The 21,097-nt window shown below is 55.8% G+C and carries 25 protein-coding genes; 24 read left to right on the top strand and 1 reads right to left on the bottom strand.

The window, feature by feature from the left end:
- Positions 1 to 43: 43 nt before the first annotated feature.
- From pdxS to secF, 17 genes are all read left to right on the top strand, one after another.
- Complete coding sequence (pdxS, locus tag WC891_00725; GenBank protein ID MFA5866478.1) at positions 44 to 928, top strand: pyridoxal 5'-phosphate synthase lyase subunit PdxS; 885 nt, start codon at positions 44 to 46, stop codon at positions 926 to 928.
- A 9-nt stretch (positions 929 to 937) separates the two neighbouring features.
- Complete coding sequence (gene pdxT, locus WC891_00720; GenBank protein ID MFA5866477.1) at positions 938 to 1,522, top strand: pyridoxal 5'-phosphate synthase glutaminase subunit PdxT; 585 nt, start codon at positions 938 to 940, stop codon at positions 1,520 to 1,522.
- A gap of 89 nt (positions 1,523 to 1,611) precedes the next feature.
- Positions 1,612 to 2,370, top strand: coding sequence for a YebC/PmpR family DNA-binding transcriptional regulator (locus WC891_00715; GenBank protein ID MFA5866476.1), 759 nt, complete (start codon positions 1,612 to 1,614; stop codon positions 2,368 to 2,370).
- Positions 2,371 to 2,402: 32 nt separating this feature from the next.
- Positions 2,403 to 2,903 (top strand): crossover junction endodeoxyribonuclease RuvC, encoded by a 501-nt coding sequence (ruvC, locus tag WC891_00710; GenBank protein MFA5866475.1) that lies wholly within the window; start codon positions 2,403 to 2,405, stop codon positions 2,901 to 2,903.
- Positions 2,900 to 3,496, top strand: a complete 597-nt coding sequence (ruvA, locus tag WC891_00705) for a Holliday junction branch migration protein RuvA (protein MFA5866474.1) — start codon at positions 2,900 to 2,902, stop codon at positions 3,494 to 3,496. The genes ruvC and ruvA overlap by 4 nt, the downstream gene beginning before the upstream one ends.
- Before the next feature lie 31 nt (positions 3,497 to 3,527).
- Positions 3,528 to 4,550, top strand: a complete 1,023-nt coding sequence (gene ruvB, locus WC891_00700; GenBank protein ID MFA5866473.1) for a Holliday junction branch migration DNA helicase RuvB — start codon at positions 3,528 to 3,530, stop codon at positions 4,548 to 4,550.
- Complete coding sequence (locus WC891_00695) at positions 4,547 to 5,074, top strand: epoxyqueuosine reductase QueH (protein MFA5866472.1); 528 nt, start codon at positions 4,547 to 4,549, stop codon at positions 5,072 to 5,074. The genes ruvB and WC891_00695 overlap by 4 nt, the downstream gene beginning before the upstream one ends.
- Positions 5,071 to 6,096, top strand: a complete 1,026-nt coding sequence (gene queA, locus WC891_00690; protein MFA5866471.1) for a tRNA preQ1(34) S-adenosylmethionine ribosyltransferase-isomerase QueA — start codon at positions 5,071 to 5,073, stop codon at positions 6,094 to 6,096. Before WC891_00695 ends, queA begins: the two co-directional genes overlap by 4 nt.
- The gene (locus tag WC891_00685) at positions 6,093 to 6,653 is read left to right on the top strand and encodes a hypothetical protein (protein ID MFA5866470.1); all 561 of its coding nucleotides are present in this window, start codon (positions 6,093 to 6,095) and stop codon (positions 6,651 to 6,653) included. Before queA ends, WC891_00685 begins: the two co-directional genes overlap by 4 nt.
- Positions 6,654 to 7,049 carry a hypothetical protein gene (locus WC891_00680; GenBank protein ID MFA5866469.1) on the top strand — a complete coding sequence of 132 codons (396 nt, stop codon included), beginning with the start codon at positions 6,654 to 6,656 and terminating at the stop codon, positions 7,047 to 7,049.
- Positions 7,050 to 7,329: 280 nt separating this feature from the next.
- The gene (locus tag WC891_00675) at positions 7,330 to 8,226 is read left to right on the top strand and encodes a histone deacetylase (GenBank protein ID MFA5866468.1); all 897 of its coding nucleotides are present in this window, start codon (positions 7,330 to 7,332) and stop codon (positions 8,224 to 8,226) included.
- Positions 8,227 to 8,236: 10 nt separating this feature from the next.
- Positions 8,237 to 8,785 carry a flavin reductase family protein gene (locus tag WC891_00670; GenBank protein MFA5866467.1) on the top strand — a complete coding sequence of 183 codons (549 nt, stop codon included), beginning with the start codon at positions 8,237 to 8,239 and terminating at the stop codon, positions 8,783 to 8,785.
- On the top strand, positions 8,785 to 9,876 hold the full coding sequence (tgt, locus tag WC891_00665) for a tRNA guanosine(34) transglycosylase Tgt (protein MFA5866466.1): 1,092 nt from the start codon (positions 8,785 to 8,787) through the stop codon (positions 9,874 to 9,876). Before WC891_00670 ends, tgt begins: the two co-directional genes overlap by 1 nt.
- Positions 9,861 to 10,163 carry a preprotein translocase subunit YajC gene (yajC, locus tag WC891_00660; GenBank protein ID MFA5866465.1) on the top strand — a complete coding sequence of 101 codons (303 nt, stop codon included), beginning with the start codon at positions 9,861 to 9,863 and terminating at the stop codon, positions 10,161 to 10,163. The genes tgt and yajC overlap by 16 nt, the downstream gene beginning before the upstream one ends.
- The gene (locus tag WC891_00655) at positions 10,153 to 10,830 is read left to right on the top strand and encodes an HD domain-containing protein (protein ID MFA5866464.1); all 678 of its coding nucleotides are present in this window, start codon (positions 10,153 to 10,155) and stop codon (positions 10,828 to 10,830) included. Before yajC ends, WC891_00655 begins: the two co-directional genes overlap by 11 nt.
- A gap of 27 nt (positions 10,831 to 10,857) precedes the next feature.
- Positions 10,858 to 12,210, top strand: a complete 1,353-nt coding sequence (secD, locus tag WC891_00650; protein ID MFA5866463.1) for a protein translocase subunit SecD — start codon at positions 10,858 to 10,860, stop codon at positions 12,208 to 12,210.
- Position 12,211: 1 nt separating this feature from the next.
- Positions 12,212 to 13,381 (top strand): protein translocase subunit SecF, encoded by a 1,170-nt coding sequence (gene secF, locus WC891_00645; GenBank protein ID MFA5866462.1) that lies wholly within the window; start codon positions 12,212 to 12,214, stop codon positions 13,379 to 13,381.
- An 88-nt stretch (positions 13,382 to 13,469) separates the two neighbouring features.
- On the opposite strand, the gene WC891_00640 is transcribed toward secF, so the two are convergent.
- Positions 13,470 to 14,888: a carboxypeptidase-like regulatory domain-containing protein gene (locus WC891_00640; GenBank protein ID MFA5866461.1), complete on the bottom strand. Its 1,419-nt coding sequence runs from the start codon at positions 14,886 to 14,888 to the stop codon at positions 13,470 to 13,472.
- Between the two features lie 123 nt (positions 14,889 to 15,011).
- Here WC891_00640 and WC891_00635 point away from each other — a divergent pair, with 123 nt between their 5' ends.
- From WC891_00635 to recO, 7 genes are read left to right on the top strand one after another with little or no spacing between them, the layout of a single operon-like run.
- Positions 15,012 to 17,189: a bifunctional (p)ppGpp synthetase/guanosine-3',5'-bis(diphosphate) 3'-pyrophosphohydrolase gene (locus WC891_00635; GenBank protein ID MFA5866460.1), complete on the top strand. Its 2,178-nt coding sequence runs from the start codon at positions 15,012 to 15,014 to the stop codon at positions 17,187 to 17,189.
- A 13-nt stretch (positions 17,190 to 17,202) separates the two neighbouring features.
- Positions 17,203 to 17,778, top strand: a complete 576-nt coding sequence (locus WC891_00630) for an MBL fold metallo-hydrolase (protein MFA5866459.1) — start codon at positions 17,203 to 17,205, stop codon at positions 17,776 to 17,778.
- Entirely contained in the window at positions 17,778 to 18,188 is a 411-nt protein-coding gene (gene cdd, locus WC891_00625; GenBank protein MFA5866458.1) for a cytidine deaminase, read from the top strand. The genes WC891_00630 and cdd overlap by 1 nt, the downstream gene beginning before the upstream one ends.
- Complete coding sequence (locus WC891_00620; GenBank protein MFA5866457.1) at positions 18,172 to 18,636, top strand: GNAT family N-acetyltransferase; 465 nt, start codon at positions 18,172 to 18,174, stop codon at positions 18,634 to 18,636. Before cdd ends, WC891_00620 begins: the two co-directional genes overlap by 17 nt.
- The gene (gene era / locus WC891_00615; protein ID MFA5866456.1) at positions 18,636 to 19,535 is read left to right on the top strand and encodes a GTPase Era; all 900 of its coding nucleotides are present in this window, start codon (positions 18,636 to 18,638) and stop codon (positions 19,533 to 19,535) included. The genes WC891_00620 and era overlap by 1 nt, the downstream gene beginning before the upstream one ends.
- A 13-nt stretch (positions 19,536 to 19,548) precedes the next feature.
- The gene (gene deoC, locus WC891_00610; protein ID MFA5866455.1) at positions 19,549 to 20,238 is read left to right on the top strand and encodes a deoxyribose-phosphate aldolase; all 690 of its coding nucleotides are present in this window, start codon (positions 19,549 to 19,551) and stop codon (positions 20,236 to 20,238) included.
- Positions 20,239 to 20,241: 3 nt separating this feature from the next.
- Positions 20,242 to 20,988 carry a DNA repair protein RecO gene (recO, locus tag WC891_00605; GenBank protein ID MFA5866454.1) on the top strand — a complete coding sequence of 249 codons (747 nt, stop codon included), beginning with the start codon at positions 20,242 to 20,244 and terminating at the stop codon, positions 20,986 to 20,988.
- The last annotated feature ends 109 nt before the right edge of the window (positions 20,989 to 21,097 follow it).

The raw sequence follows: 21,097 nt of genomic DNA, 5'->3' as shown, positions 1-21,097 counted from the left end.
GTTATCAAAACCGCGGAAACCCGTGTTTGGAGGTCGTTCTATCATGGCGAAAGAAGGAACACTAAGGGTAAAAACCGGCTTAGCCGAGATGTTAAAAGGCGGCGTTATTATGGACGTCACCAATGTTGAGCAGGCAAAAATCGCCGAAGACGCCGGAGCGGTATCAGTTATGGCGTTGGAACGGGTGCCGTCCGACATCCGGGCGTCTGGAGGCGTGGCCAGAATGGCCGATCCGGCGATCATCGAAAATATTATGAAAGCCGTCACCATCCCCGTAATGGCCAAGGCCAGGATCGGGCATTTCGCGGAAGCCCGCATTTTAGAGTCTTTGGGCGTGGATTACGTCGACGAAAGCGAAGTTCTTACGCCGGCCGACGAGGACAATCATATCAACAAGTGGGATTTTAAGGTGCCTTTCGTCTGCGGCGCCAGAAACCTGGGCGAGGCGCTCCGCCGTATCGGCGAAGGCGCGGCGATGATCCGGACCAAGGGTGAAGCCGGTACGGGCAACGTTGTCGAGGCGGTACGGCACATGCGGACGATAACCAACGAAATAAAGATGCTGACGGTGTTAGGCGACGAGGAGCTGATGAGCGCGGCGAAAGAGATTCAGGCGCCCTACGAGCTGGTCAGGGAGGTCGCAAAATCGGGCAAACTGCCGGTCGTCAATTTTGCCGCGGGCGGTATCTCGACTCCGGCCGACGCGTCGCTTATGATGTTGCTTGGCGTGGACGGTGTATTTGTCGGCTCAGGGATTTTTAAGTCCGACAATCCGTCAGCGATGGCCAAGGCTATCGTCGAGGCGACGACTCACTACAACGACCCCGCGCTGCTTGTCAAGGTGTCAAAGGGCATCGGCGACCCCATGCGAGGACTGAATATCGCTGACATCGAGGAAAAAGACCTGTTGCAGACACGCGGCCGGTAAGGAGGCCGAGTGCCTAGCGGCCCGTCAATCGGCGTTCTCGCCCTCCAGGGAGCCGTGAGGGAACACGCCGCCTGTCTCTCTAAGGCTGGCGCCAAACCCGTCCCGGTTAAGCGGACGGGACAACTCGAGGTTCTTGACGGACTTATCATCCCGGGCGGAGAAAGCACCACAATCGGCAAGCTTATGGTCAAGTATGGTTTTATCGAGGCCGTCAAGGATTTCGCCCGCCAGGGCAAACCCGTCTACGGCACCTGCGCCGGTCTTATAATCGTAGCGAAACGTGTTTATGAAGGGACGCCGCCCTGGCTGGAACTTATGGACATAGAAGCCCGGCGCAACGCCTTCGGACGTCAGCAGGAAAGCTTTGAAGCCCCCCTGGAAATCGCCGGATTCGACAAGCCCTTCACCGGCGTTTTTATCAGAGCGCCGTGGATCGAGGAAGCAGGTCCCAAGGTTACGGTTTTGGCTGAATATGATGGTAGAATAGTCATGGCCGAGGAGCAAAACATTCTGGTGACCGCGTTCCATCCGGAGCTGACGGAAGACACGCGAATCCACGAATACTTCATCGACATGATAAAGAATAGTGGTTAGCAGTTGGTGGTTAGTGTGGTTTTAAGCTGGCGGTTCTTAATTAGACTAATTACTAACAACTAACGACTAACCGCAACGCTGGAGGTTTTATGTCCGGCCATAGCAAATGGGCATCCATCAAACACAAAAAGGGCGCGACCGACGCGAAGCGAGGCGCGCTGTTCAGCAAGCTTGTTCGCGCCATCACCGTGGCGGCCAAGAACGGCGGCGGCGACCCCAAGAATAATGCCGCGCTGGTCCAGGCTATTGATAAGGCGAAAGAGAACAGCATGCCGGCCGAGAACATTGATCGCGCCATCAAGCGGGGCACCGGCGAGCTCGAGGGCGCCAGTTACGAGGATATTGTCTATGAGGGCTATGGTCCTAACGGTGTTGCCGTGATGGTCGAAGTTCTGACCGACAACCGTAACCGCACGGCCTCCGATATCCGCAACATCTTCAGTAAGTCGGGCGGGAGCTTGGGCGAGCAGGGCTGCGTCAACTGGATGTTTCACAAGAAGGGCGTGATTCTCGTGCAGAAATCGGCCGGCCGGACCGAGGAAGAAATCATGGACGCGGCCATCGAGGGCGGCGCTGAAGACGTTACGGCGGGCAACGACCACTTCGAAATCCTTACTGATCCGGCTTCTTTCACTGAGGTCAAGAGCTATTTGGAAGGCAAAGGCATGGCCGTGGAGTCGGCCGAGGTTACCATGTTTCCGGCCACAACGGTCAAGCTGGACGAAGCCGGCGCGCGAAAGGTTCTCAGGCTGATGGACGCGCTTAACGAACAAGACGACGTCCAGGACGCCTACGCGAATTTCGATATCCCCGACGATATCCTCGAAACCGTCGCCAAGAGCCTGTAACGAATACGAATCCGCAGGAAACGGGGGAACGGATGGTCATACTGGGCATAGATCCCGGCACAGCGAGATGCGGCTACGGCATCATCAGTGAGAATGGCAGTTCTCTGTCGTTGGTGGAATGCGGCCTGATTGAAACGCCGCCCGGCACATCCGACGCCGATCGCTTAACAGCCATCTATAATCGTCTCTCTAACCTTCTGACACAACATAAGCCGCAAGCGATAGCGGTGGAACAGCTTTTCTACGGCAACAATTCTCGGACCGCCATGGCCGTCGGGCAAGCCAGAGGCGTTATCTTGCTGGCCGCGGCCCTCAGCGGACTCGCCACGGCCGAGTATACTCCGGTTCAGGTCAAGCAAGCCGTCAGCGGATATGGCGCGGCCGACAAACAGCAGGTCAAGGCTATGGTAATAACGCTGCTGAATCTTAAAGAACTGAAGGGGCACGACGACATTTCGGACGCGCTCGCCGTGGCGATCTGCCATTCGTTTAGCCGTCGCTTGACAGGAAAAATCGAAAGGGCGGTCCAATGATCGCCTCCCTCACCGGCACTATTGTCAAAAAAGAACCCGATCGAATAATTCTTGATGTCGGCGGTGTCGGCTACGAGGCTTTCGTTTCTTTGAATACACTGGCCGGTCTGCCGGAAACGGGCCAAACGACAAGCCTTCACACCTATCTTCATGTCAGAGAAGACACGATGCAGCTTTTCGGCTTCTCCAGCGACGAGGAAAAGGACCTGTTTCTAAAGCTTATCTGTGTCAGCGGGTTCGGGCCTAAACTGGCGTTGTCTATCCTAAGCGTGTTTCCGCCGGCCGCTTTGGTAAAGGTCCTGGCCGGCAGCGACGTCAAAGCCTTGACGACTATTCCCGGCGTCGGACAAAAGGGCGCCAAGCGGTTGGTGCTCGAGCTGCAAGAGAAGCTGGTGCCGGCGGAAGAAGCCGGTCTGCCCGCCGCCGCGGCGCCCGGCGCTCTGGCCGCGTTCGTTGAAGCCAAAGAGGCCCTGGTCGGTTTGGGATACTCCGCGGCGGAAGCGGGCCGCGCATTGGAAGGCTATCCCGAGGAAGAATCCCCGGCTTTGGAAAGCGTGTTAAAGTACGCTTTGAAGAACCTGTCCCAAGTATAGTGAAGAGTGATTAGTGACGAGTGAAGAGAAAATGCCAGATTTAGAAGATAGGATATTAAATCCGGAGGAAATACCGGAAGAAATAGAACTAGACATTACCCTGCGTCCTCGCAGGATGACCGAGTTTATCGGACAGGCGAAGACAAAAGACCATTTAGGCGTCCTGATCGAAGCAGCCAAGAACCGCGGGGAGCCGTTGGACCACGTTCTGTTGTGCGGTCCGCCGGGCTTGGGTAAAACCACTCTGGCCGGCATTATCGCCGCTGAACTGGAGGTTGCCTTAAGGAGCACCTCGGGTCCGGCTATGGAGCGGGCGGGTGACGTGGCCGCGATCCTTAGCAACCTGGAACCGGGCGATGTCCTGTTCATTGACGAGATTCACCGTTTAAACCGTCAGATAGAGGAGGTCCTTTATCCGGCGATGGAGGATTTCAAGATCGACATCGTCGTCGGCAAGGGGCCAAGCGCCCGTTCGCTTAGACTGGACGTCCCTAGATTTACCCTGGTCGGAGCGACAACGAGGACCGGTTTGATCACCAGCCCCTTGAGAGACCGTTTTGGCATGACGGCTCGTCTTGACTATTATGGCCCCGAAGATTTAAAAGCAATCGTCAAACGGGCGGCCCGCATCCTTGATGTGGCTATCGACGAAGCCGGAGCGGCGGAAATCGCCGGCCGCGGACGCGGCACGCCCAGGATAGCGAACCGCTTGCTCAAACGGGTGCGCGACTATGCCCAGGTCAAAGGGGACGGGACGATAACAGGCGAGCTGGCCGCCAAAGCGTTGTCTTTCTTTGAGGTCGATAAGTTAGGGCTGGATAAGCTTGATATCAGGATTCTGAAGGCGCTTATAGATAAATTCAAGGGTAGCCCGGTCGGCTTAAACACCCTGGCCGACGCCGTCGGAGAGGAGCCCCAGACGATCGAGGAAGTCTACGAGCCCTACCTTTTGCAGCTCGGCCTGCTTAAACGCACTCAGCGGGGTCGCGTGGCGACCGAACGGGCTTACGAGCATTTCGGATTGACCATGTCTGATGAGGCCAAACTGTTTTGAAGATATTAATGCACGCATGCTGTGGACCGTGTTTGATCTATCCGGCCGAGACGCTTCGGGAACAGGGCCACAAGTTGACCGCTTTCTTCTACAATCCCAACATCCACCCATATTCAGAATTTGCCCGCCGTAACCAGGCGTTTCGGGAGTATTGCGGCCGGGCCGGGCTGACAGCCGTTGAGGAAGACTACGACTATAAGAATTACCTGCGCCAGACGATTTTCGCGGAAGAAAACCGTTGTGCCGTCTGCTACCGGATGCGGCTTGGGAAAACGGCCGAGACCGCCGCTCAGGGCGGCTATGACGCCTTCTCGACCAGTCTGTTGGTCAGCCCATATCAAAGGCATGAGGAGTTAAAAGAGGCTGGGGAAGCGGCGGCTGCCGAAACCGGCGTCGCCTTTTTCTACGAAGACTGGCGGGATGGTTTCCGGGAAGGGCGCCGCAGAGCGAGAACGATGGGACTGTACAGTCAGAAATACTGCGGCTGCATTTATTCCGAAGAGGAAAGGTTCGCCGGGGGATGAGAACCGCCGATTTTGAATATTCTCTGCCGCCGGAACTGATCGCCCAGGAACCGGTTGAGCCGCGCGATTCTTCCCGTTTACTTGTGGTTGACCGCTTGAGCGGCGAGATCACGCATCATGTCTTCCACGACCTGCCGGACTATCTTGAATCCGGAGACTGTTTAGTCGTCAACGAAACCCGGGTTATGCCGGCCCGGCTGCTCGGTCACAGGGCAGTTTCGGGAGGAGCCGTTGAAATCCTGCTCATCGCGCCTTTACCTGACGGGACATGGGAGGCTATGGTCAAACCGGGACGACGGCTGCAGCCGGGCGCGCGCGTAGAGTTCGACCCGCCGGTGTTAACGGCTGTCATCGAGGGCGTTTTGCCTGAAGGCCGCCGCAGCGTGCGTCTGGAATTCACCGGCGACGCGCTGGATGTCATCAAGCAGGTCGGAATGGTGCCGTTGCCGCCGTATATCCACCAACCCCTGTCCGACTCCGAAAGATATCAAACCGTTTATTCCGCCAGGGAGACAAGCGTCGCGGCGCCGACAGCGGGCCTGCATTTTACGCCGCAACTTCTGGAAAGAATCAGACAAGCAGGCGTTGAGCTAGCGGCGGTCGATCTAACCGTCGGCCCCGGCACATTTCAACCGGTCAGGATGAACAAGGTTGAGGACCATATTATGCACAGCGAGGCCTTTGAGCTGCCGGCCGCCGCGGCCGGGGTTATTAACCGATGCCGTTGCGCCGGCGGGCGTGTTTTCGCGGTCGGGACGACTTCAGCCCGGGTGTTGGAATCTATGGCCAAGGCCGACGGGACGGTTCGAGCCGGGGCCGGAGCGACCGACTTGTTCATCTATCCCGGATATAAATTCAGAGCGGTAGACTCTCTGGTCACAAACTTTCACCTGCCGCGGTCGACCTTGCTTATGCTGGTTTGTGCCTTCGCCGGACGCGAGCTTATAATGAAAGCATACAAGGAAGCGGTCGCCGAAAGGTACCGTTTCTATAGCTTCGGCGACACGATGGTGATACTTTGAGCACCGGCTTTTTTGACATCGAAACCCAAAATCTGTTCGCCGACGTCGGCGGCCGCGGCGGGCTGGAGAAATTGAGGTTGTCGGTCGCCGGTCTAATCGTCGACGACCAGCCCTGCTGCTTCTACGAGGAAGAAGACGCCTCCGACTTGATCGACGTCCTGTCCGGCCTGGACCTCATTGTCGGGCACAACCTTCTGCGTTTCGACTATCCGGTGCTGACGCCTTACGACGACAAGCGGCTGCTCCCCAAACTCGTCCCGAAAACCCTGGACACGTGGGCCTATATTTATTGTCGGACGCAAGAAATGGTCAGCCTGAACAACCTGACCCGGAACAATATCGGCTTTGCCAAAAGCGGGTATGGAGGCGATATGCCCAGGCTCTGGCGGGAAGGAAAAAAAGACGAGGTCAAGGAGTACAACCGGCACGACGTCGAACTTACCAAAGGCGTCTATCTGCACGGGGTGCAAAAGGGCTATGTCTGGTATACGTCCAGGCGTAAGGCGGACGAAGATCCGGGAGCCGATCCCCGCGTTAAGCTAGAGGTTGACTGGTAAATGGCCCGACAATGCCGCATTAAACCGAGGGGCAAAGGTCCCTTTCTGGTCATCGATTTGTACACCCGTCTGCTGGATAGCTTCGGGCAGCAGGGTTGGTGGCCGGGTGACGGCGCTTTTGAGACAATAACCGGCGCCATCCTCACCCAGAATACCGCTTGGACGAACGTTGAGAAGGCGATCGCGGCGTTAAAGCGCTCAGGCTTGCTGGAACCCGCGGAAATGGCCGGGGCGGACGAGGCGGCGTTAGCTGAGCTGATTAAGCCGGCGGGATACTTTCGCCAAAAGGCCGGCCGGATAAAGGGCTTGGCCGTCTGGCTGATGGAGACATGGGACGGCGATTTGGATAAGATGTTTAAGTCGCCGACTTTGACGCTCAGGCATCAGCTTTTGTAACGTCCGGGAATCGGCCCGGAGACGGCGGATTCAATCATTTTATACGCCGGCGGCCGGGCTGTCTTTGTCATCGATGCCTATACCAAGCGCATCGTCGGACGCGTCGGTTTAACGAAACTCGACGGTTATCATGAACTGCAGAAGTTTTTCGAGCGTAATCTGCCCGTGGACGTCGAACTATACAAGGAATATCATGCGTTATTGGTGGAGTTGGGCAAGAGACACTGCCCGGCCGACCTCATCAAGGCCAAGTGCGGGACCTGTCCGGTAGGAGTCGACTGTGAAAATAATCTACTCGCCTAAGTACGAAGTTGACGTCGGTCATCACGTTTTTGTGATGGCCAAATACAGGCTCACTAAAGAGAAACTCATAGCCTTAAGGGAATTCTCGGAATCCGACTTTCTTGAGCCGGAGCCGGCCGGCGACGCCGATATCCTACTGGCGCACAACCCCGTCTATGTTGACAAGCTGAAAACCGGGACGCTAACCGCTCAGGAGCTATATGCGCTGGAAATAAAGTATTCGCCGGCGCTGGTCGCCGCGGCCTGGCTCTGGGCCGGAGGCAGCATAATGGCCGCCCGTCTGGCTTTGGAGACAGGCGCCTGTTATCACCTGGGTGGGGGCTTTCATCACGCTTTTCCCGACCACGGCGAGGGATTTTGCGTTATCAACGACCACGCCGTCGCCATCCGCAAGCTGATTGCCGAGAAGACCATCCGGTACGCCATGGTAATCGACTGCGACGTTCATCAAGCCAACGGCACGGCCGGCATCTTCGCCGATGAGTCCGACGTCTTTACCTTCTCCATTCATCAGGAACACAATTATCCGGCGCTCAGGCCGCCCAGCGACATTGACATCGGCCTGCCGGACGAGACAGGTGACGCGGTCTATCTGGAAGAGCTGGAAACGGGCCTAAACGGGGCGCTGGCCAGGTTCTACCCGGACCTGATCTTCTACGTCGCTGGCGCTGACGCGTACCGGTATGACCAGATAGGAGGCTTAGGCCTGACCATCGAGGGCTTGAAAAAGAGGGACGAGCTGGTATTCAAAACGGCTAAGGCCAAGGGCATCTCCGTCGCGACAGTGCTGGCGGGCGGCTATGCCAGCGATTTAGATGATCTGATTCAGATTCATGTCAATACGGCCATAGTGCAGAAAAAGATAATGAGATAGGGGGTAGGTTATGAAGCTAGAACCCAAACAATGGTATCGCGCGATGGCGCCGCGGCTGACGGTGCTGGTCACCACGGTCGACAAAGAGGGCAACCATAACGCGGCGCCGTTCAGCTTCTGTATGCCGGTAAGCGTCGATCCGCCGCTGGTGGCGATCGCCTCGGCTTACAAGCGCCATACGTTGGCCAACATCAGGGAAACAAAACAATTCGTTATCAACATCCCCGGGGAGTGGCTGGTCGCGGCGGTGTGGAAGTGCGCCGATCCGCTGCCGAAGGGGGAGAGCGAGCTTGAACACACAGGACTCAGGCCGGGTAAGTCGGAGAAGGTTGAGGCGCCGTATGTTATCGACAGCGCCGCTTATTTCGAATGCGAGTTGGAGTGGGAGAAAGACGCGGGCGATCATGCTATTGTCGTCGGGCGCGTCGTCAACGCGGTCGTCAAAGACGAGTTCTGGAAAAACGGCGAACTGGATTTCCAGACGGCCTTGCCTCTTCTGCACCTTGGCGGACGCCGGTTTACCGTGGGTGAGCGGGAAATCATCAGTTTAAACCAATAATGGGCATAAGTTTTAAGGTAACCGCCACGTCGTCAAAAACCAAAGCCCGGATCGGCCGCTTAACGACGCCTCACGGCGAGATTGAAACACCTGTCTTCATGCCGGTCGGTTCCAAGGCCGCGGTTCGGACTATGACGCCTGACGAACTTAAGCAAGCCGGCGCTACGATGATTCTGTCCAACGCATATCATCTTTACCTGCGCCCGGGCACTGATTTATTGAAGAAGTTCGGCGGGCTCCACGAGTTCATGCGCTGGGACGGTCCGATCCTGACCGACAGCGGCGGTTATCAGGTCTTCAGCTTAAGTCATATCCTCAAGATTGACGACGATGGCGTCAAATTCAGAAGCCCGATCGACGGCTCCCAGCATTTCCTGACGCCCGAGGATGTCGTCGACATCCAAGCGGCTATCGGGTCAGATATAGCCATGGTTCTTGATGAGTGCCCGCCTTATCCGGCCGACCGCGAACACGTTCAACGCGCCAACGCCCGCACCCTGGATTGGGCCCAACGCTCCACCCAATACTATCGTACTCCAGGGCACGATAGTGATACAGGTCAGGCCTTGTTTGGCATCGTCCAGGGCGGCGTGTTCCCGGATTTGAGGCGGGAGAGCGCGTTGGCTATTACCGATCTTGATTTTCCGGGTTACGGAATCGGGGGATTGAGCGTCGGGGAGCCGCGGGAACAGATGTGGGAAGCGCTGGACGCGGCGGTCGAACACCTGCCGGCGGATAAGCCCAGGTATCTTATGGGCCTGGGCGATCCGGAGGGGATCGAGAAAGCGATTCACGCCGGCGTGGACATGTTCGACTGCGTCATGCCGACGCGGATCGCGCGCAACGGCACGGCTTTTACCAAAGACGGGCGGCTGAACATCTTGAACGCGAAGAATACAGACGACGCCGGTCCGTTAGACGAGGGCTGCGGCTGCTACACTTGCCGCAATTTCAGCCGCGCCTATGTGAAACACCTGTACAAGACGGGCGAGACCCTTGCTCTTCGCCTGATGACGTGCCATAATTTATACTTTGTGTTCACATTGATTGAGCGTGTTAAGGAGGACGTCAAAGCATGCAGCAAATCTTAGGCCCGCTGATTTTTTTCGCCGTGGCTTTAGGAATCTATTACGCCCTTTTCATATTCCCCCAACAGAAACAGTCGAGGGAACGCCGCGAGGTCATTGCGGCGATTCAGCCGGGCGATGAAATCGTCACCTACGGCGGGATATTCGGCGTGGTTAAAGAGGTCGAGGAGAACTGGGTTATCCTGACGATCGCCGACGGCGTAGACATCAAGGCGGCCAAGGAAGCCATTGTCATGCGGCGCGAGCCGGATTCCGGCGAGGACAAGAAAGAAGCCGGGGATGGAAAATAAAATCAATCCGATAACGCTAAAGGATATCGAGAAACGCTCTGACGTTAGGCTCTATGTCACCCATGCCGACGACTTTATGGAGAAATACGGTTATACGGAACATGGTTTCCGGCACGCCGGCTTGGTCGCCAGCATCAGCAAGAACATACTGGCCAGGTTGGGCTTTCCGCAGCGAACCGTGGACATTGGAGAGCTGGCCGGGTATCTGCACGACATCGGCAACGTCGTCTGCCGCCAGGACCACGAGCAGATGGGCGCCGTTCTGGCCGAGAGGATTCTTCGGGACCAGGGAATGGACTTCGGCGAGATCGCCTTGATTATGAACGCCATCGGCAACCACGAGGAAGACACCGGCTGGACGGCCAGCGAGATCGGCGCGGCGGTCGTGATCGCCGATAAGAGCGACGTCCACGTGACGCGCGTTCGCAACCAGGATCAAGAAACGTTTGATATCCACGACCGCGTAAACTTCGCGGCCAAGCAGTCCTTCCTGCGAGTCGACGAAGCGCAAAGGCTGCTAATCCTGGAACTCGATATAGACACGACGATTAGCGACGTAATGGAATACTTTGAGATATTCCTGGCCAGAATGGAGATGTGCCAGCGGGCGGCGGAGTTTCTGAACGCCCGTTTCAGTTTAGTTATCAATGGTGTTAAACTCTTATAGTTCGGTACTAGTTTAGAAAGAGGCGTTTTGGTAGACAGGTCAAAATACGTTGGTTTTCTGATACTCTCGCTGGTAATTGTAGTGGTTTCAGCCTACCTTATTTATCCCGTCGATAAATCTATTAAACTAGGTCTGGACCTGCAGGGCGGCGCTAGCGTACAACTGGAGGCCAAGGGCTCGGCCAAAGCGCCGGTAACCACGGCGTCCATGGACCAAGCGGAGAACATTATCCGCCAGCGCGTGGACAAGCTGGGCGTTGCAGAACCTGGTATTATCCGGGAGGGTCAGACATTCATACAGGTTCAGCTGCCGGGCATCAAAGACCCTGACAAGGCGCTGGCCATCATCGGCAAGACGGCTTTGCTTGAGTTCCGTGAAGTTTTGGAGACCGAACCGATCGGCGGCAGCAAGCTTAAAGTGACAAAGAATCCGACATCGGACAAGGAATCCGTTATCGTCGACAAGGACAAAAAGGAAAAATACCGTGTCGGGCCGACCTTGATGACAGGGAGCGCTCTGGCTTCGGCCGCGACCGGATTCGACCAGTTCAACAAAGCCGAAATCAACATCACGTTCAGCGCGGAGGGCGGTAAACTTTTTGACGAAGTGGCCGTCAAAACCTATCAAAAACAGCTGGCGATCGTTCTGGACGATTCGGTCCAATCGGCACCCGTCATCCAATCAAAAACCTACAACGGACGGGCTGTAATCTCGGGCAATTTTACGACCGAAGAAGCCAACACCCTGGCGCTGGTTCTGCAAACCGGCGCCTTGCCGGTCAAACTGGAGATGTCCGACGTCCAGACGGTCGGTGCGACGCTCGGCAGAGACTCGCTCAGGGCTGGTTTAACTGCGCTGATTATTGGTTTCCTTCTGGTTATCGTATATTTTCTTATATATTACCGTGGCCTCGGCATCCTGGCCACCCTCGCCTTAACCGCCTTTGCCTTGGTCGTTTTCGGCGTTGCCGCTTTCTTCGGGACGTACGGCAACTCTATCGGGTTATATTGGAACATGACCTTGCCGGGTTTGGCCGGCATTATCTTAAGCGTCGGCGTCGCCGCCGACTCAAGTATCGTTATTCTTGAGCGCATCAAGGAAGAGGTAGCCGATGGCAAAACTTTCCGCGTTGCCAATGAAGGCGGCTTCAAACACGGCTTTCTAACGATGGTCGACGCCAACTTCGTTACCTTTATCACGGCTTTTGTGTTGTATGTCCTGGCGGTCGGACCGGTTCGCGGTTTCGCGTTCACTCTGATGCTAGGCGTCGTAATTGACCTTTTCATCACGTTTTTCTTTCTACAACCAATGCTTGGCTATGTGCTCAACTACAAACCTCTGCAAAAGAGCTGGTTTACCAGTATGAAGGGGGCGAGCTAAGGTGTATCATCGCTTCCACATTAACTTTATTGGCCGCAAATGGTTGTGGTTCGGCATCTCCGGGGGAATCATCCTGGTCGGGCTGATTGCCGTCCTGTTGGGCGGGCTGCAGTGGGGCATTGAGTTCCAGAGCGGTAACCAGTACACCGTACGGTTCGATAAGACACCTTCGGTGGCGCAAGTCCGGGCTGTGCTGGATAAACTCAAACTCGGGTCGGCAACGATTCAGCCTATTGGTGACGGGAACGAGTATTTTATCCGCACACCGCGGTTATCGGCCAATACGCGTTCCGTGGTCACCAGTGCTCTGAAGAAGGAATTTAAAGTCGCGGACATCAGCACACGTGAGATTGGACCGGTTTGGGGCAAACAAGTCACCGACGGGAACATCTTGGTGCGTATCAAATCGCTCTTGACGGGCAAAACGGTCAGCGCAGGTGCCGTCAAGGCTCTTTTAGCTTCGCTTCTGGTTTTGCTTCTTTATATTAGTATTAGGTTTGAGTTTAAGATGGCTGTCGCGGCGATTGTCGCGTTGGTCCATGACGCCCTGATTGTTGTCGGTATTTATGCGGCCGTCGGCTTGCTGGAGACGAAAGTTGGCCTGACCTGGATTCCGACAGAGATTACTTCTAATACAGTGGCCGCTCTGTTAACCATCCTCGGTTTTTCGTTATATGACACTATTGTTGTTTTCCATAGGATTAAAGAGAACACGGAGCTGATCGGCAAGCGGACATATTCGATCATGGCCAATGACTCCATCAACCAGGTCTTGATGCGGAGCGTCAATACGTCGGTAACGGCTTTGATACCGGTAACTGTACTGTTGCTGTTCGGCGGGGAGACCTTGAAGGACTTCGCTTTCGCCATGTTCGTCGGTCTGATGTCCGGCGCTTACTCGTCAATCTTTATCGCCAGCCCCATCCTGGCGATGTGGAAGGAAACGGAAGAACGTTATCGTTTGATCCGTCAAAAGCTGGCCTCCGCTCCCCAAGCTAAGACGCCTATTGCTCCACCTGCTGAAACTCCCTCTCCCTTGAGGGGAGAGGATTGGGGTGAGGGTGCGATTCCCGCCCAAACATCCGTAGAATCCGCTGAATTAACCGCTCCCAAGCCGCAAATGTCCGCGGCCCAAAAAGCCAAGAAGAAAAAAAAGAAGAAAAGACGCTAGTAATAGACTGCGATTGAGACTAGCAAATAATCTTCGAGCGAGCTTATAGCGAGTTTTCCCCGAGCTTGTCGAGGGGTAGAGAAGCGGTTTAAGGTACGGTCGCGAGTGTGGTATGGCCCGCTTGATCGGTAACCGTTATCGTAGAGCCGGGTCCGGGACTGACATCGAAACGATACCAAGCCGGAATCGAGGTAACATACGACGCCCAGGGTATGACCGCTATGCCCGAATTTGCCGGCAGCCACTTTGAGCTGGTCGCGGCGTTCACGTAGACGTTTTCGTTTATCTCAAGATATGTGCTGTTGTTAGGGGTTGTCCCGAAGGTCTGAACCTTATTGACCAAGGGCGCTGCCGTTATCTTATGATAGTCATACTGCAGTTTAGCGGCGGCGACGAAGACCAACGGGTCTCTCGGGCAAACACGCATCAGGACTTGTCCGGTCGTGCGGTTTATCGCCCAAAACGGCACGTAGCCTGTTGTAGATGACAAGAAAGCGCCGCCCGCGTCGCGATCGATGGATAACCAGGTTTGTCCCGTGTAGTTGCTCCAATCATAAAATTGCCGTTCTACCTTGTCTTGTGTGAGACTGCCCCAGACCCCGGAGACTATCCCATACTGCTCTGTCGTAATCCAATAACCTTCGTAACCGATGTCATTGACTGACGGCACCGGTAGGCTAAACCAGTATTCAGCATAGGTGGTGTAATTGCCCGTCGCCAGGTTGCCAAAATCGATGGCGCTTCCATTCGGAGCTGTGAATAAGATGCCCGTGTATGTTTTTTGTTGGGAAGCCACATATTGCTGGGTGCGATAGGCGTAGCCGAACGTTCCGACTTTATCGGGCTGGTCGGAGAGCACCAAAGTGGGCATCCCCGTACTTAAGAGTTCCAGGTTGTGAATAATTTGCGCGCCGCTGTAGTAGAAGTTGTAACTGGAGAGTGGAATTGTGGTATAACTGCTGCTCAAGGCCGCAATCTTGTAGTACCCAGCCGGGAGACCGACAAACGAAAAACCTCCGTCACCGCCGGTGGAGTAGGCCTGAATAACTGTTCCGAGTGAGTTGTAAAGGGTGACGACGGCGCCGGGAATCGGCAAACCGCTCAGCCTATCCAAGACATATCCCCAAATCGGATCGCTTGGGGACCAGACACGTGACGGTGTCGGCGTCGGTCCGGGGGCCGGCCCCGGCACCGGAGTGACTCCACCCGATGTACCGCCGGTTGTCGTTGAAACTGGCGTGGCGGAACCCGGCGGAGTGGCCTGCCCGGATTGGCGTTTCAATCCTTGAATGGCCAGTAGCGTTGGATCGGTGTTACCGTTCCATACGGGTTCGGGATTATATGATTCAGGAGTTACTTTCTTGGGAGAAAAAGGCTGGACGACCTGACCCACTGCGCAGCCGCCGAAAAACGAGGCCGGCAGGACCATCATCAACGCTATAGAAATAAGTCGGACTGCCTTTGTCTTAACGAGCCTTCTCAGTGTGAATCCTTTCGTCGTTCTCATAATTACTAGCTCTTTATCGGCAGTTCCCTCCAACGGCTTGAACGCTCGCGCTCGTCAAGCACTCTAATTGTAGAATAGTCTAGTAAACCAAGTCAAACAATCAACCTATGCTAAACTTGGCTCATGGTAGAAGGCCTTATAAAGAAGGTTAAGAAATACAACAAAGACGTTGATATCAAGCTCATCAAACGGGCTTATGAGTTCGCTTACCGCAGCCACACGGACCAGTTCCGAAAGTCAGGCGAGCAGTATATCCTTCATCCGCTTGGCGTAGCCGAGATTTTGGCCGGCCTGGAGCTGGACACCCCGTCAATCGCCGCGGGGCTCCTACACGATGTGGTTGAAGACAGCTCGGCCACCGTCGCCGAGATCGAGAAGGAATTCGGTCCGGAAATCGCGGCTTTGGTGGACGGCGTGACCAAAATCAGCCGCATCAAGTTTAAGAAATCCGAGGAAGACCAGGTAAAAAGCATTCGCAAGATGCTCGTAGCCATGGCCAAGGACATCAGGGTGATTTTGATCAAATTGGCCGACCGTCTTCATAACATGCGGACGCTGTCTCACTTAAGCTCGGAGAAGCAGCGCCTTAAGGCGCAGGAAACTTTGGATGTGTACGCGCCTCTGGCCCACAGGTTGGGAATGTACCAGATCAAGGACGAACTTGAGGACCTGGCATTCCTGAACCTGTATCCGAAGCAGTACGCCGAAATCGTTCATCTGGTTAGTCAGAGGGCTCAGGAGCGAGAGGCGTACTTACATGAGATTATGGCCGCCATCAAGGACGACCTGAAGAAAAGCAAGATCAAGGCGGAGATCAGAGGAAGGGCCAAGCACTACTACAGTATCTACCGTAAGATGATTCGCGACCACGTCGAGTTCGCCAAGATTTACGACCTGATCGCCATCCGCGTCATCGTTGATTCGATCAAGGACTGCTACGCGGCGTTGGGCGCCATCCACGCCATCTATAAGCCGATACCCGGCCGGTTTAAGGATTACATCGCCATGCCCAAGTTCAACATGTACCAGGGCCTCCACACGACTGTCGTCGGACCGGGAGGCAAGCATCTGGAAATCCAGATCAGGACCAAGGCGATGCACCGGACGGCCGAGTATGGCATTGCCGCCCACTGGAGATATAAGGAAGGCGAAAAGGGCAGGGACGAATTCGAGGAGCGCCTGGCCTGGCTCCGGCAGATGCTGGAGTGGCAAAGCGAGGTCAAGGACCCCAAGGAATTCATGGAGACCTTGCGCATCGACCTGATGGAGAACGAAGTTTATGTCTTTACGCCCAAAGGCCAGGTCCTAAGCTTCCCGCGCGGCGCGACGCCGCTTGATTTCGCCTATACGGTTCATACCGACGTCGGCAATACCTGCGTCGGCGCCCGGATAAACGGGCGGATCGTCCCGCTGAGTTACGAGCTCGATAGCGGCGATACGGTAGAGATCATGACCTCAAAATCGAGCAGCGGACCAAGCCGGGACTGGTTGAACCTGGTCAAGACGAACCGGGCTAAGAACAAGATCAGGCAGTATTTCGCCAGGATTGAGAAAAAAGAGAACCTGGAGCTCGGCCGGGAGGCGCTGCAGAAAGCTGTCCGCAAACAAGGCTTGGCGATGAAGAAAGCGATGGCCGACGAGCTGCTGGCCGAGATCGCCCGCGAGGCGCACTTTGAAGGCGTCAACGATTTATACCTGAACATCGGCAACGGGGCGGTCTCCGCTACCCACATCGTCAACCGGATTATGCACAAACTCACCGGGGAGGCGCCGAAAGAGCCGGAAGACAAAGTCACGCTGGAGTCGATCAAGGAAGCGGCTCGGGCCAGGGCGAAAGCCGGCAAACCAGGCGGCAGCGGCGTGGTTGTCGAAGGATTGGGGGACGTCCTGGTACGTTTAGGCAGATGCTGCAATCCCGTGCCGCCGGACGTGATCGTCGGCTTCATCACCCGTGGCCGCGGGGTTTCGATCCACCGCTCCGACTGCCCGAACGTTAAGGATTTGAAGAACGAACCCGACCGGTTCATCAAGGTAAAGTGGGCCGACAAGGTGGCGGCGGCCTTTCCCGTCGAGGTTAAGGTGGAAGCGCTGGACCGGACCAAACTTTTGCGCGATATCACCAATGTGCTGGCCGAATACAACATCAACATCATGAGCGCGTCCGTGGCTATAGATCGCGAGAACGTGACCACGACCAAACTTATCTTCGAGGTTGGCAACGTGTCGCTGTTAAAGGACGTTTTGCTGAATATAAAGAAGATCGACGGCGTGTTCGACGCTTACCGCGTCCTGCCGACTTAGACTGGGAGCTAGGATGATAATCAAAACAGTAGTGGTGGGGCCCCTGGAGACGAATTGTTATATAGCGGCCTCCGTTCAAGGGGGTAAAGCTATGGTCATCGACCCGGGCGAAGACGTTGGTAAGATAATCTCGGCGCTTGAGGAAGACCGGCTTCAGCTCACCTATATCGTCACGACTCACGCGCATTTCGACCATATCCAAGCGGCGAAGGAACTGAAACAAGCCAAAGGCGGCGCCATCTACGGTCATCCGGCCGACAGTCTTCCGTTCGCTGATAAAGAACTGGCCGACGGGATGAAGTTCGACTTAGACGGGCTGGAGTTTAAGATTATGCATACGCCCGGTCATAGCGCGGGCAGCTGCTCTGTTTTGACAGAAGGCGCGATATTCTCCGGGGATCTGCTGTTCGAAGGAGCGGTCGGCCGGACCGATTTTCCCGGCGGAAGCGTCGATCAATTACTGGACTCGCTCGACAAGCTAAGGCTATTGCCGGAGGAAACGATCGTCTATCCGGGACACGGACCGTCGACGCGGCTCGGGCGGGAGATAAAGGTCAATCCGTTTTTCCAGGTGAGGGGGCGGGGTTGATGGTAGAGAACAGAAAGCTTTTAAACATGGCTAAGGAGGCGGCCGGCAAGGCCTATGCTCCATACTCCGGTTTCCAAGTGGGGGCGGCGCTCTTGGCCGACAGCGGCCTGGTCTATACCGCCGGCAACATGGAAAACTCAAGCTACTCATTGTCGTTATGCGCCGAGCGGGCGGCGCTGGCAAAGGCCGTCTCGGAGGGCGAACGGGAATTCCTAAAGATCGCTGTCTATAACAGCAAACAATACCCCGTTGTTCCCTGCGGCGCGTGTCTGCAGAGTCTGGCGGAATTCGACCCGGAGTTGGAAATCATCACCGAGAACGCCGACGGCGGTATCTCCGTAAAAAAACTCACCAAGTATCTGCCTCATGCATTCAAGCTCGAGGGGAAGAAATGTGAAGATCGTCATTAGACATACGGGCCGGCTTGACGCGGCGGCGCTTGAGGAACTGGCCGTACGTGAGCGCGAAATTCATCAAGAATGTTGTTTCAGGCAGTGGGACCTGCCGATATTTGCCGAACACGGGCGCAACTATGTCATGGAGGCGGGCGGCAAGTTTGTCGGGACCGCGCAAGTCGTCAGGGATTGGGACGACCCCGAAACCGTCTATCTAGCCGGTTTCGGGATTATCGAAAAGTGGCGGGGGCAAGGCTTGGGAGCGAGGTTTCTGGCTGAAATGATCAAACTATTGCGAGAAGAGGGCGTTCACGGCCTGGAGCTAACCGTCCGGCCTGACAATGAAGCTGCCATAAAAATCTATGAGGAAGCCGGTTTCAAGATCGTTGACGAACATCGCGAGAAGTACGGCCGGGGCGAGGATCGCTTGGTTCTGCGGTTGGATATGGGGGACGGCGGCTGATGGGAGAATTCAAGGAACACCGCTCCGGGTTTGTCGGGGTGGTCGGGCGCACCAACGTCGGCAAGTCGACTCTTATCAACACATTCGCTCACGCCAAGGTCGCCATCACCAGCCGGAAACCGCAGACGACGAGGAACACTATCCGTTGTATCATCACGCGTCCTGACGTCCAGATAATTTTCGTCGATACGCCCGGCTTTCATAAAGCCCATAATGTGTTTGGCGCCAGGCTGAACCGGCTGGTGGTCGGGACGCTATCGGAAGTCGACGCGGTCTTATTCCTGGTCGACGCGACTCGTGAAGACAGTCTGGGCGATCAATATGTCGCGGAACATGTCAAGAACGCCGGTACCCCGGCAATTGTCGCCTTGAATAAAATCGATAAGCTCACCAACCGGGAGGTCGCGGCGCGCGAGGAAGAGATAAAGCGGCTCGGAGAGTTCGCGGCCATAATCCCCATGTCCGCCAGAACGGGGCGAAACGTAGACATTCTTGTCACCGCGTTAGTCGGGCTGCTGCCCGAAGGACCCTTGCTTTATCCTCAAGATATGCTTACTGACCAGCCGGAGCGCTTCATTGTTGCCGAGTTCATCCGGGAGAAAATCCTGGAGTTGACAAGAAAAGAGGTTCCGCATAGTGTAGCAGTGATAATCGAGGAGATGTCCGAGCGGGCGGGCAAGAACATCGTTGACATAGAGGCCGCTATTTTTGTCGAGCGGGACAGCCAGAAGGGGATCATCATCGGTAAAGGCGGCGCTATGTTGAAGGAAGTCGGCACCCGCGCCCGGCGCGATATTGAGGCGCTTCTGGGGACCAAGGTGAATCTGAAATTATGGGTCGGGGTGGAGAAGGACTGGCGCAAACGAGAGGCCGCGATCACCCGATTGACGGAAGAATAAGGAGGACAAGCCTATGCCGGTAAATAGGTTTCAACTTGCCAAAATGATCGATTACGCGGCGCTGCAGGCCAACACCACCGAAAAACAAATCCGGAAGCTGTGCGCGGAAGCTAAGGAATTCCATGTCGCCAGCGTCTGCGTCAATCCGGCATACGTGGGATTGGCCGTCAATCTGTTAAAAGGCAGCGACGTGAAAGTCGGCTCGGTGGTTGATTTTCCCCTGGGCCAGTCGACGGTCCGGGTCAAGAGCTTCGAAGCCTTGGACTGTATCGGGCGGGGCGCCAACGAAATAGACATGGTTATGAACGTCGGCGCCTTGAAGTCGGGGCGGTTGGAGCTGGTTAAAAGAGGTATCGAATCCGTCGTCAAACTGGCCCGCGCCAAAGAACCTCAGCTCGGCCAGACTATTACGATCAAGGTCATCATTGAGGCCTGCTATCTTACCGATCAGCAGAAAAGGCAGGCTTCGGAAATCGTTAAAATGTCCGGCGCGGATTTTGTGAAAACGTCGACCGGTTTCGGATCGGGCGGGGCTACGGCCAAAGACGTCAAGTTGATCAGGGAAATAGTCGGTTTCGACGTCGGCGTCAAGGCAAGCGGCGGCATCAAAACCTGCGACAAAGCGCTCGAGCTCATCGAGGCCGGCGCCACCCGCATCGGCACCTCTCACGCCGTCCCTATTTTGGAAGAATGCGCCGAATAGAAAGTGCCTACTTATAAAGCCAAAGCGATTGTTCTGAACACCTTCAAACTGGGTGAAGCGGACAAGATCATCATTCTATACAGCGGCAGCCGGGGTAAGATACGGGCGGTCGCCAAGGGCGCCCGGAAGACCAAGAGCAAATTCGGCGGGACGCTGGAGCCGTTTACCGTGGCGGATATGATGTTCTACGAGGGCAAATCGCTCGACATCATCCAGCAGGCCGAAATCATCATGTCGTTTAAGGAAATCCGCGCCGACCTGGAAAAACTCAAGTACGGTTCGGTCTTGCTGGAGCTGATCGACAAGGTCGGCCAGGAGCGCGAGGAATCGTACGACTCCTTTTCGTTGTTACTGGCCGCGCTGCAGTGCCTGAAGGACGCCGCCGGCAACTACCGGACGTTATTGACTGTTTTTCAGTTGAAGCTGATGGTGATTCTGGGATACCGGCCGCACTTGTCCCGCTGTCCCGCTTGCGCCGGGCCTTTGCCGGAGGCCTCAGAGCAAGCGTATTTCAGCCTGAAATACGGCGGTTTGCTGTGCGACGGCTGCCTGCCGCGCGACCCGGAGGCGGTAGCGGTTTCGCCGGAAACCCGCGCCCACATTGAGCAGGCCTTGGATACGCCGCTGGCGCGATGGCAGGAGCTGGACTTTAACGCTGACAACGTCAAGGGCATCGCCCGGTTAACGGAAATGTTCGTCGCTTACCACCTTGACCGCAAGCTAAAAAGCCCCAGGCTCCTGGACATATAACCCGAAAGGGGGTCAGGCACGGGGCCTGGCCCCGTGCCTGACCCCAGTGCAGACGCCTGTTCTCGACAGACGACCACGTGATTTGCTACTATTTACCAATACCAAAGGA

The sequence above is a fragment of the Actinomycetota bacterium genome (genome assembly GCA_041658625.1).
Lineage (GTDB): Bacteria > Actinomycetota > JAHEXW01 > JAHEXW01 > JAHEXW01 > JBAZZW01.
The sequence above is the reverse complement of the archived record's forward strand: the minus strand, read 5'-3'. Positions and strand labels throughout refer to the sequence as shown.

Excerpts from the sequence above, each read along its gene's own strand:
- WC891_00680 (MFA5866469.1), top strand. The coding sequence starts at position 6,654 with ATGGCCCGACAATGCCGCATTAAACCGAGGGGCAAAGGTCCCTTTCTG.
- ruvB (MFA5866473.1), top strand. The coding sequence starts at position 3,528 with ATGCCAGATTTAGAAGATAGGATATTAAATCCGGAGGAAATACCGGAA.
- WC891_00670 (MFA5866467.1), top strand. The coding sequence starts at position 8,237 with ATGAAGCTAGAACCCAAACAATGGTATCGCGCGATGGCGCCGCGGCTG.
- ruvC (MFA5866475.1), top strand. The coding sequence starts at position 2,403 with ATGGTCATACTGGGCATAGATCCCGGCACAGCGAGATGCGGCTACGGC.
- yajC (MFA5866465.1), top strand. The coding sequence starts at position 9,861 with ATGCAGCAAATCTTAGGCCCGCTGATTTTTTTCGCCGTGGCTTTAGGA.
- WC891_00655 (MFA5866464.1), top strand. The coding sequence starts at position 10,153 with ATGGAAAATAAAATCAATCCGATAACGCTAAAGGATATCGAGAAACGC.
- cdd (MFA5866458.1), top strand. The coding sequence starts at position 17,778 with ATGGTAGAGAACAGAAAGCTTTTAAACATGGCTAAGGAGGCGGCCGGC.
- WC891_00715 (MFA5866476.1), top strand. The coding sequence starts at position 1,612 with ATGTCCGGCCATAGCAAATGGGCATCCATCAAACACAAAAAGGGCGCG.
- deoC (MFA5866455.1), top strand. The coding sequence starts at position 19,549 with ATGCCGGTAAATAGGTTTCAACTTGCCAAAATGATCGATTACGCGGCG.
- era (MFA5866456.1), top strand. The coding sequence starts at position 18,636 with ATGGGAGAATTCAAGGAACACCGCTCCGGGTTTGTCGGGGTGGTCGGG.
- pdxS (MFA5866478.1), top strand. The coding sequence starts at position 44 with ATGGCGAAAGAAGGAACACTAAGGGTAAAAACCGGCTTAGCCGAGATG.
- WC891_00635 (MFA5866460.1), top strand. The coding sequence starts at position 15,012 with ATGGTAGAAGGCCTTATAAAGAAGGTTAAGAAATACAACAAAGACGTT.
- WC891_00640 (MFA5866461.1), bottom strand. The coding sequence starts at position 14,888 with ATGAGAACGACGAAAGGATTCACACTGAGAAGGCTCGTTAAGACAAAG.
- ruvA (MFA5866474.1), top strand. The coding sequence starts at position 2,900 with ATGATCGCCTCCCTCACCGGCACTATTGTCAAAAAAGAACCCGATCGA.
- queA (MFA5866471.1), top strand. The coding sequence starts at position 5,071 with ATGAGAACCGCCGATTTTGAATATTCTCTGCCGCCGGAACTGATCGCC.
- WC891_00630 (MFA5866459.1), top strand. The coding sequence starts at position 17,203 with ATGATAATCAAAACAGTAGTGGTGGGGCCCCTGGAGACGAATTGTTAT.
- tgt (MFA5866466.1), top strand. The coding sequence starts at position 8,785 with ATGGGCATAAGTTTTAAGGTAACCGCCACGTCGTCAAAAACCAAAGCC.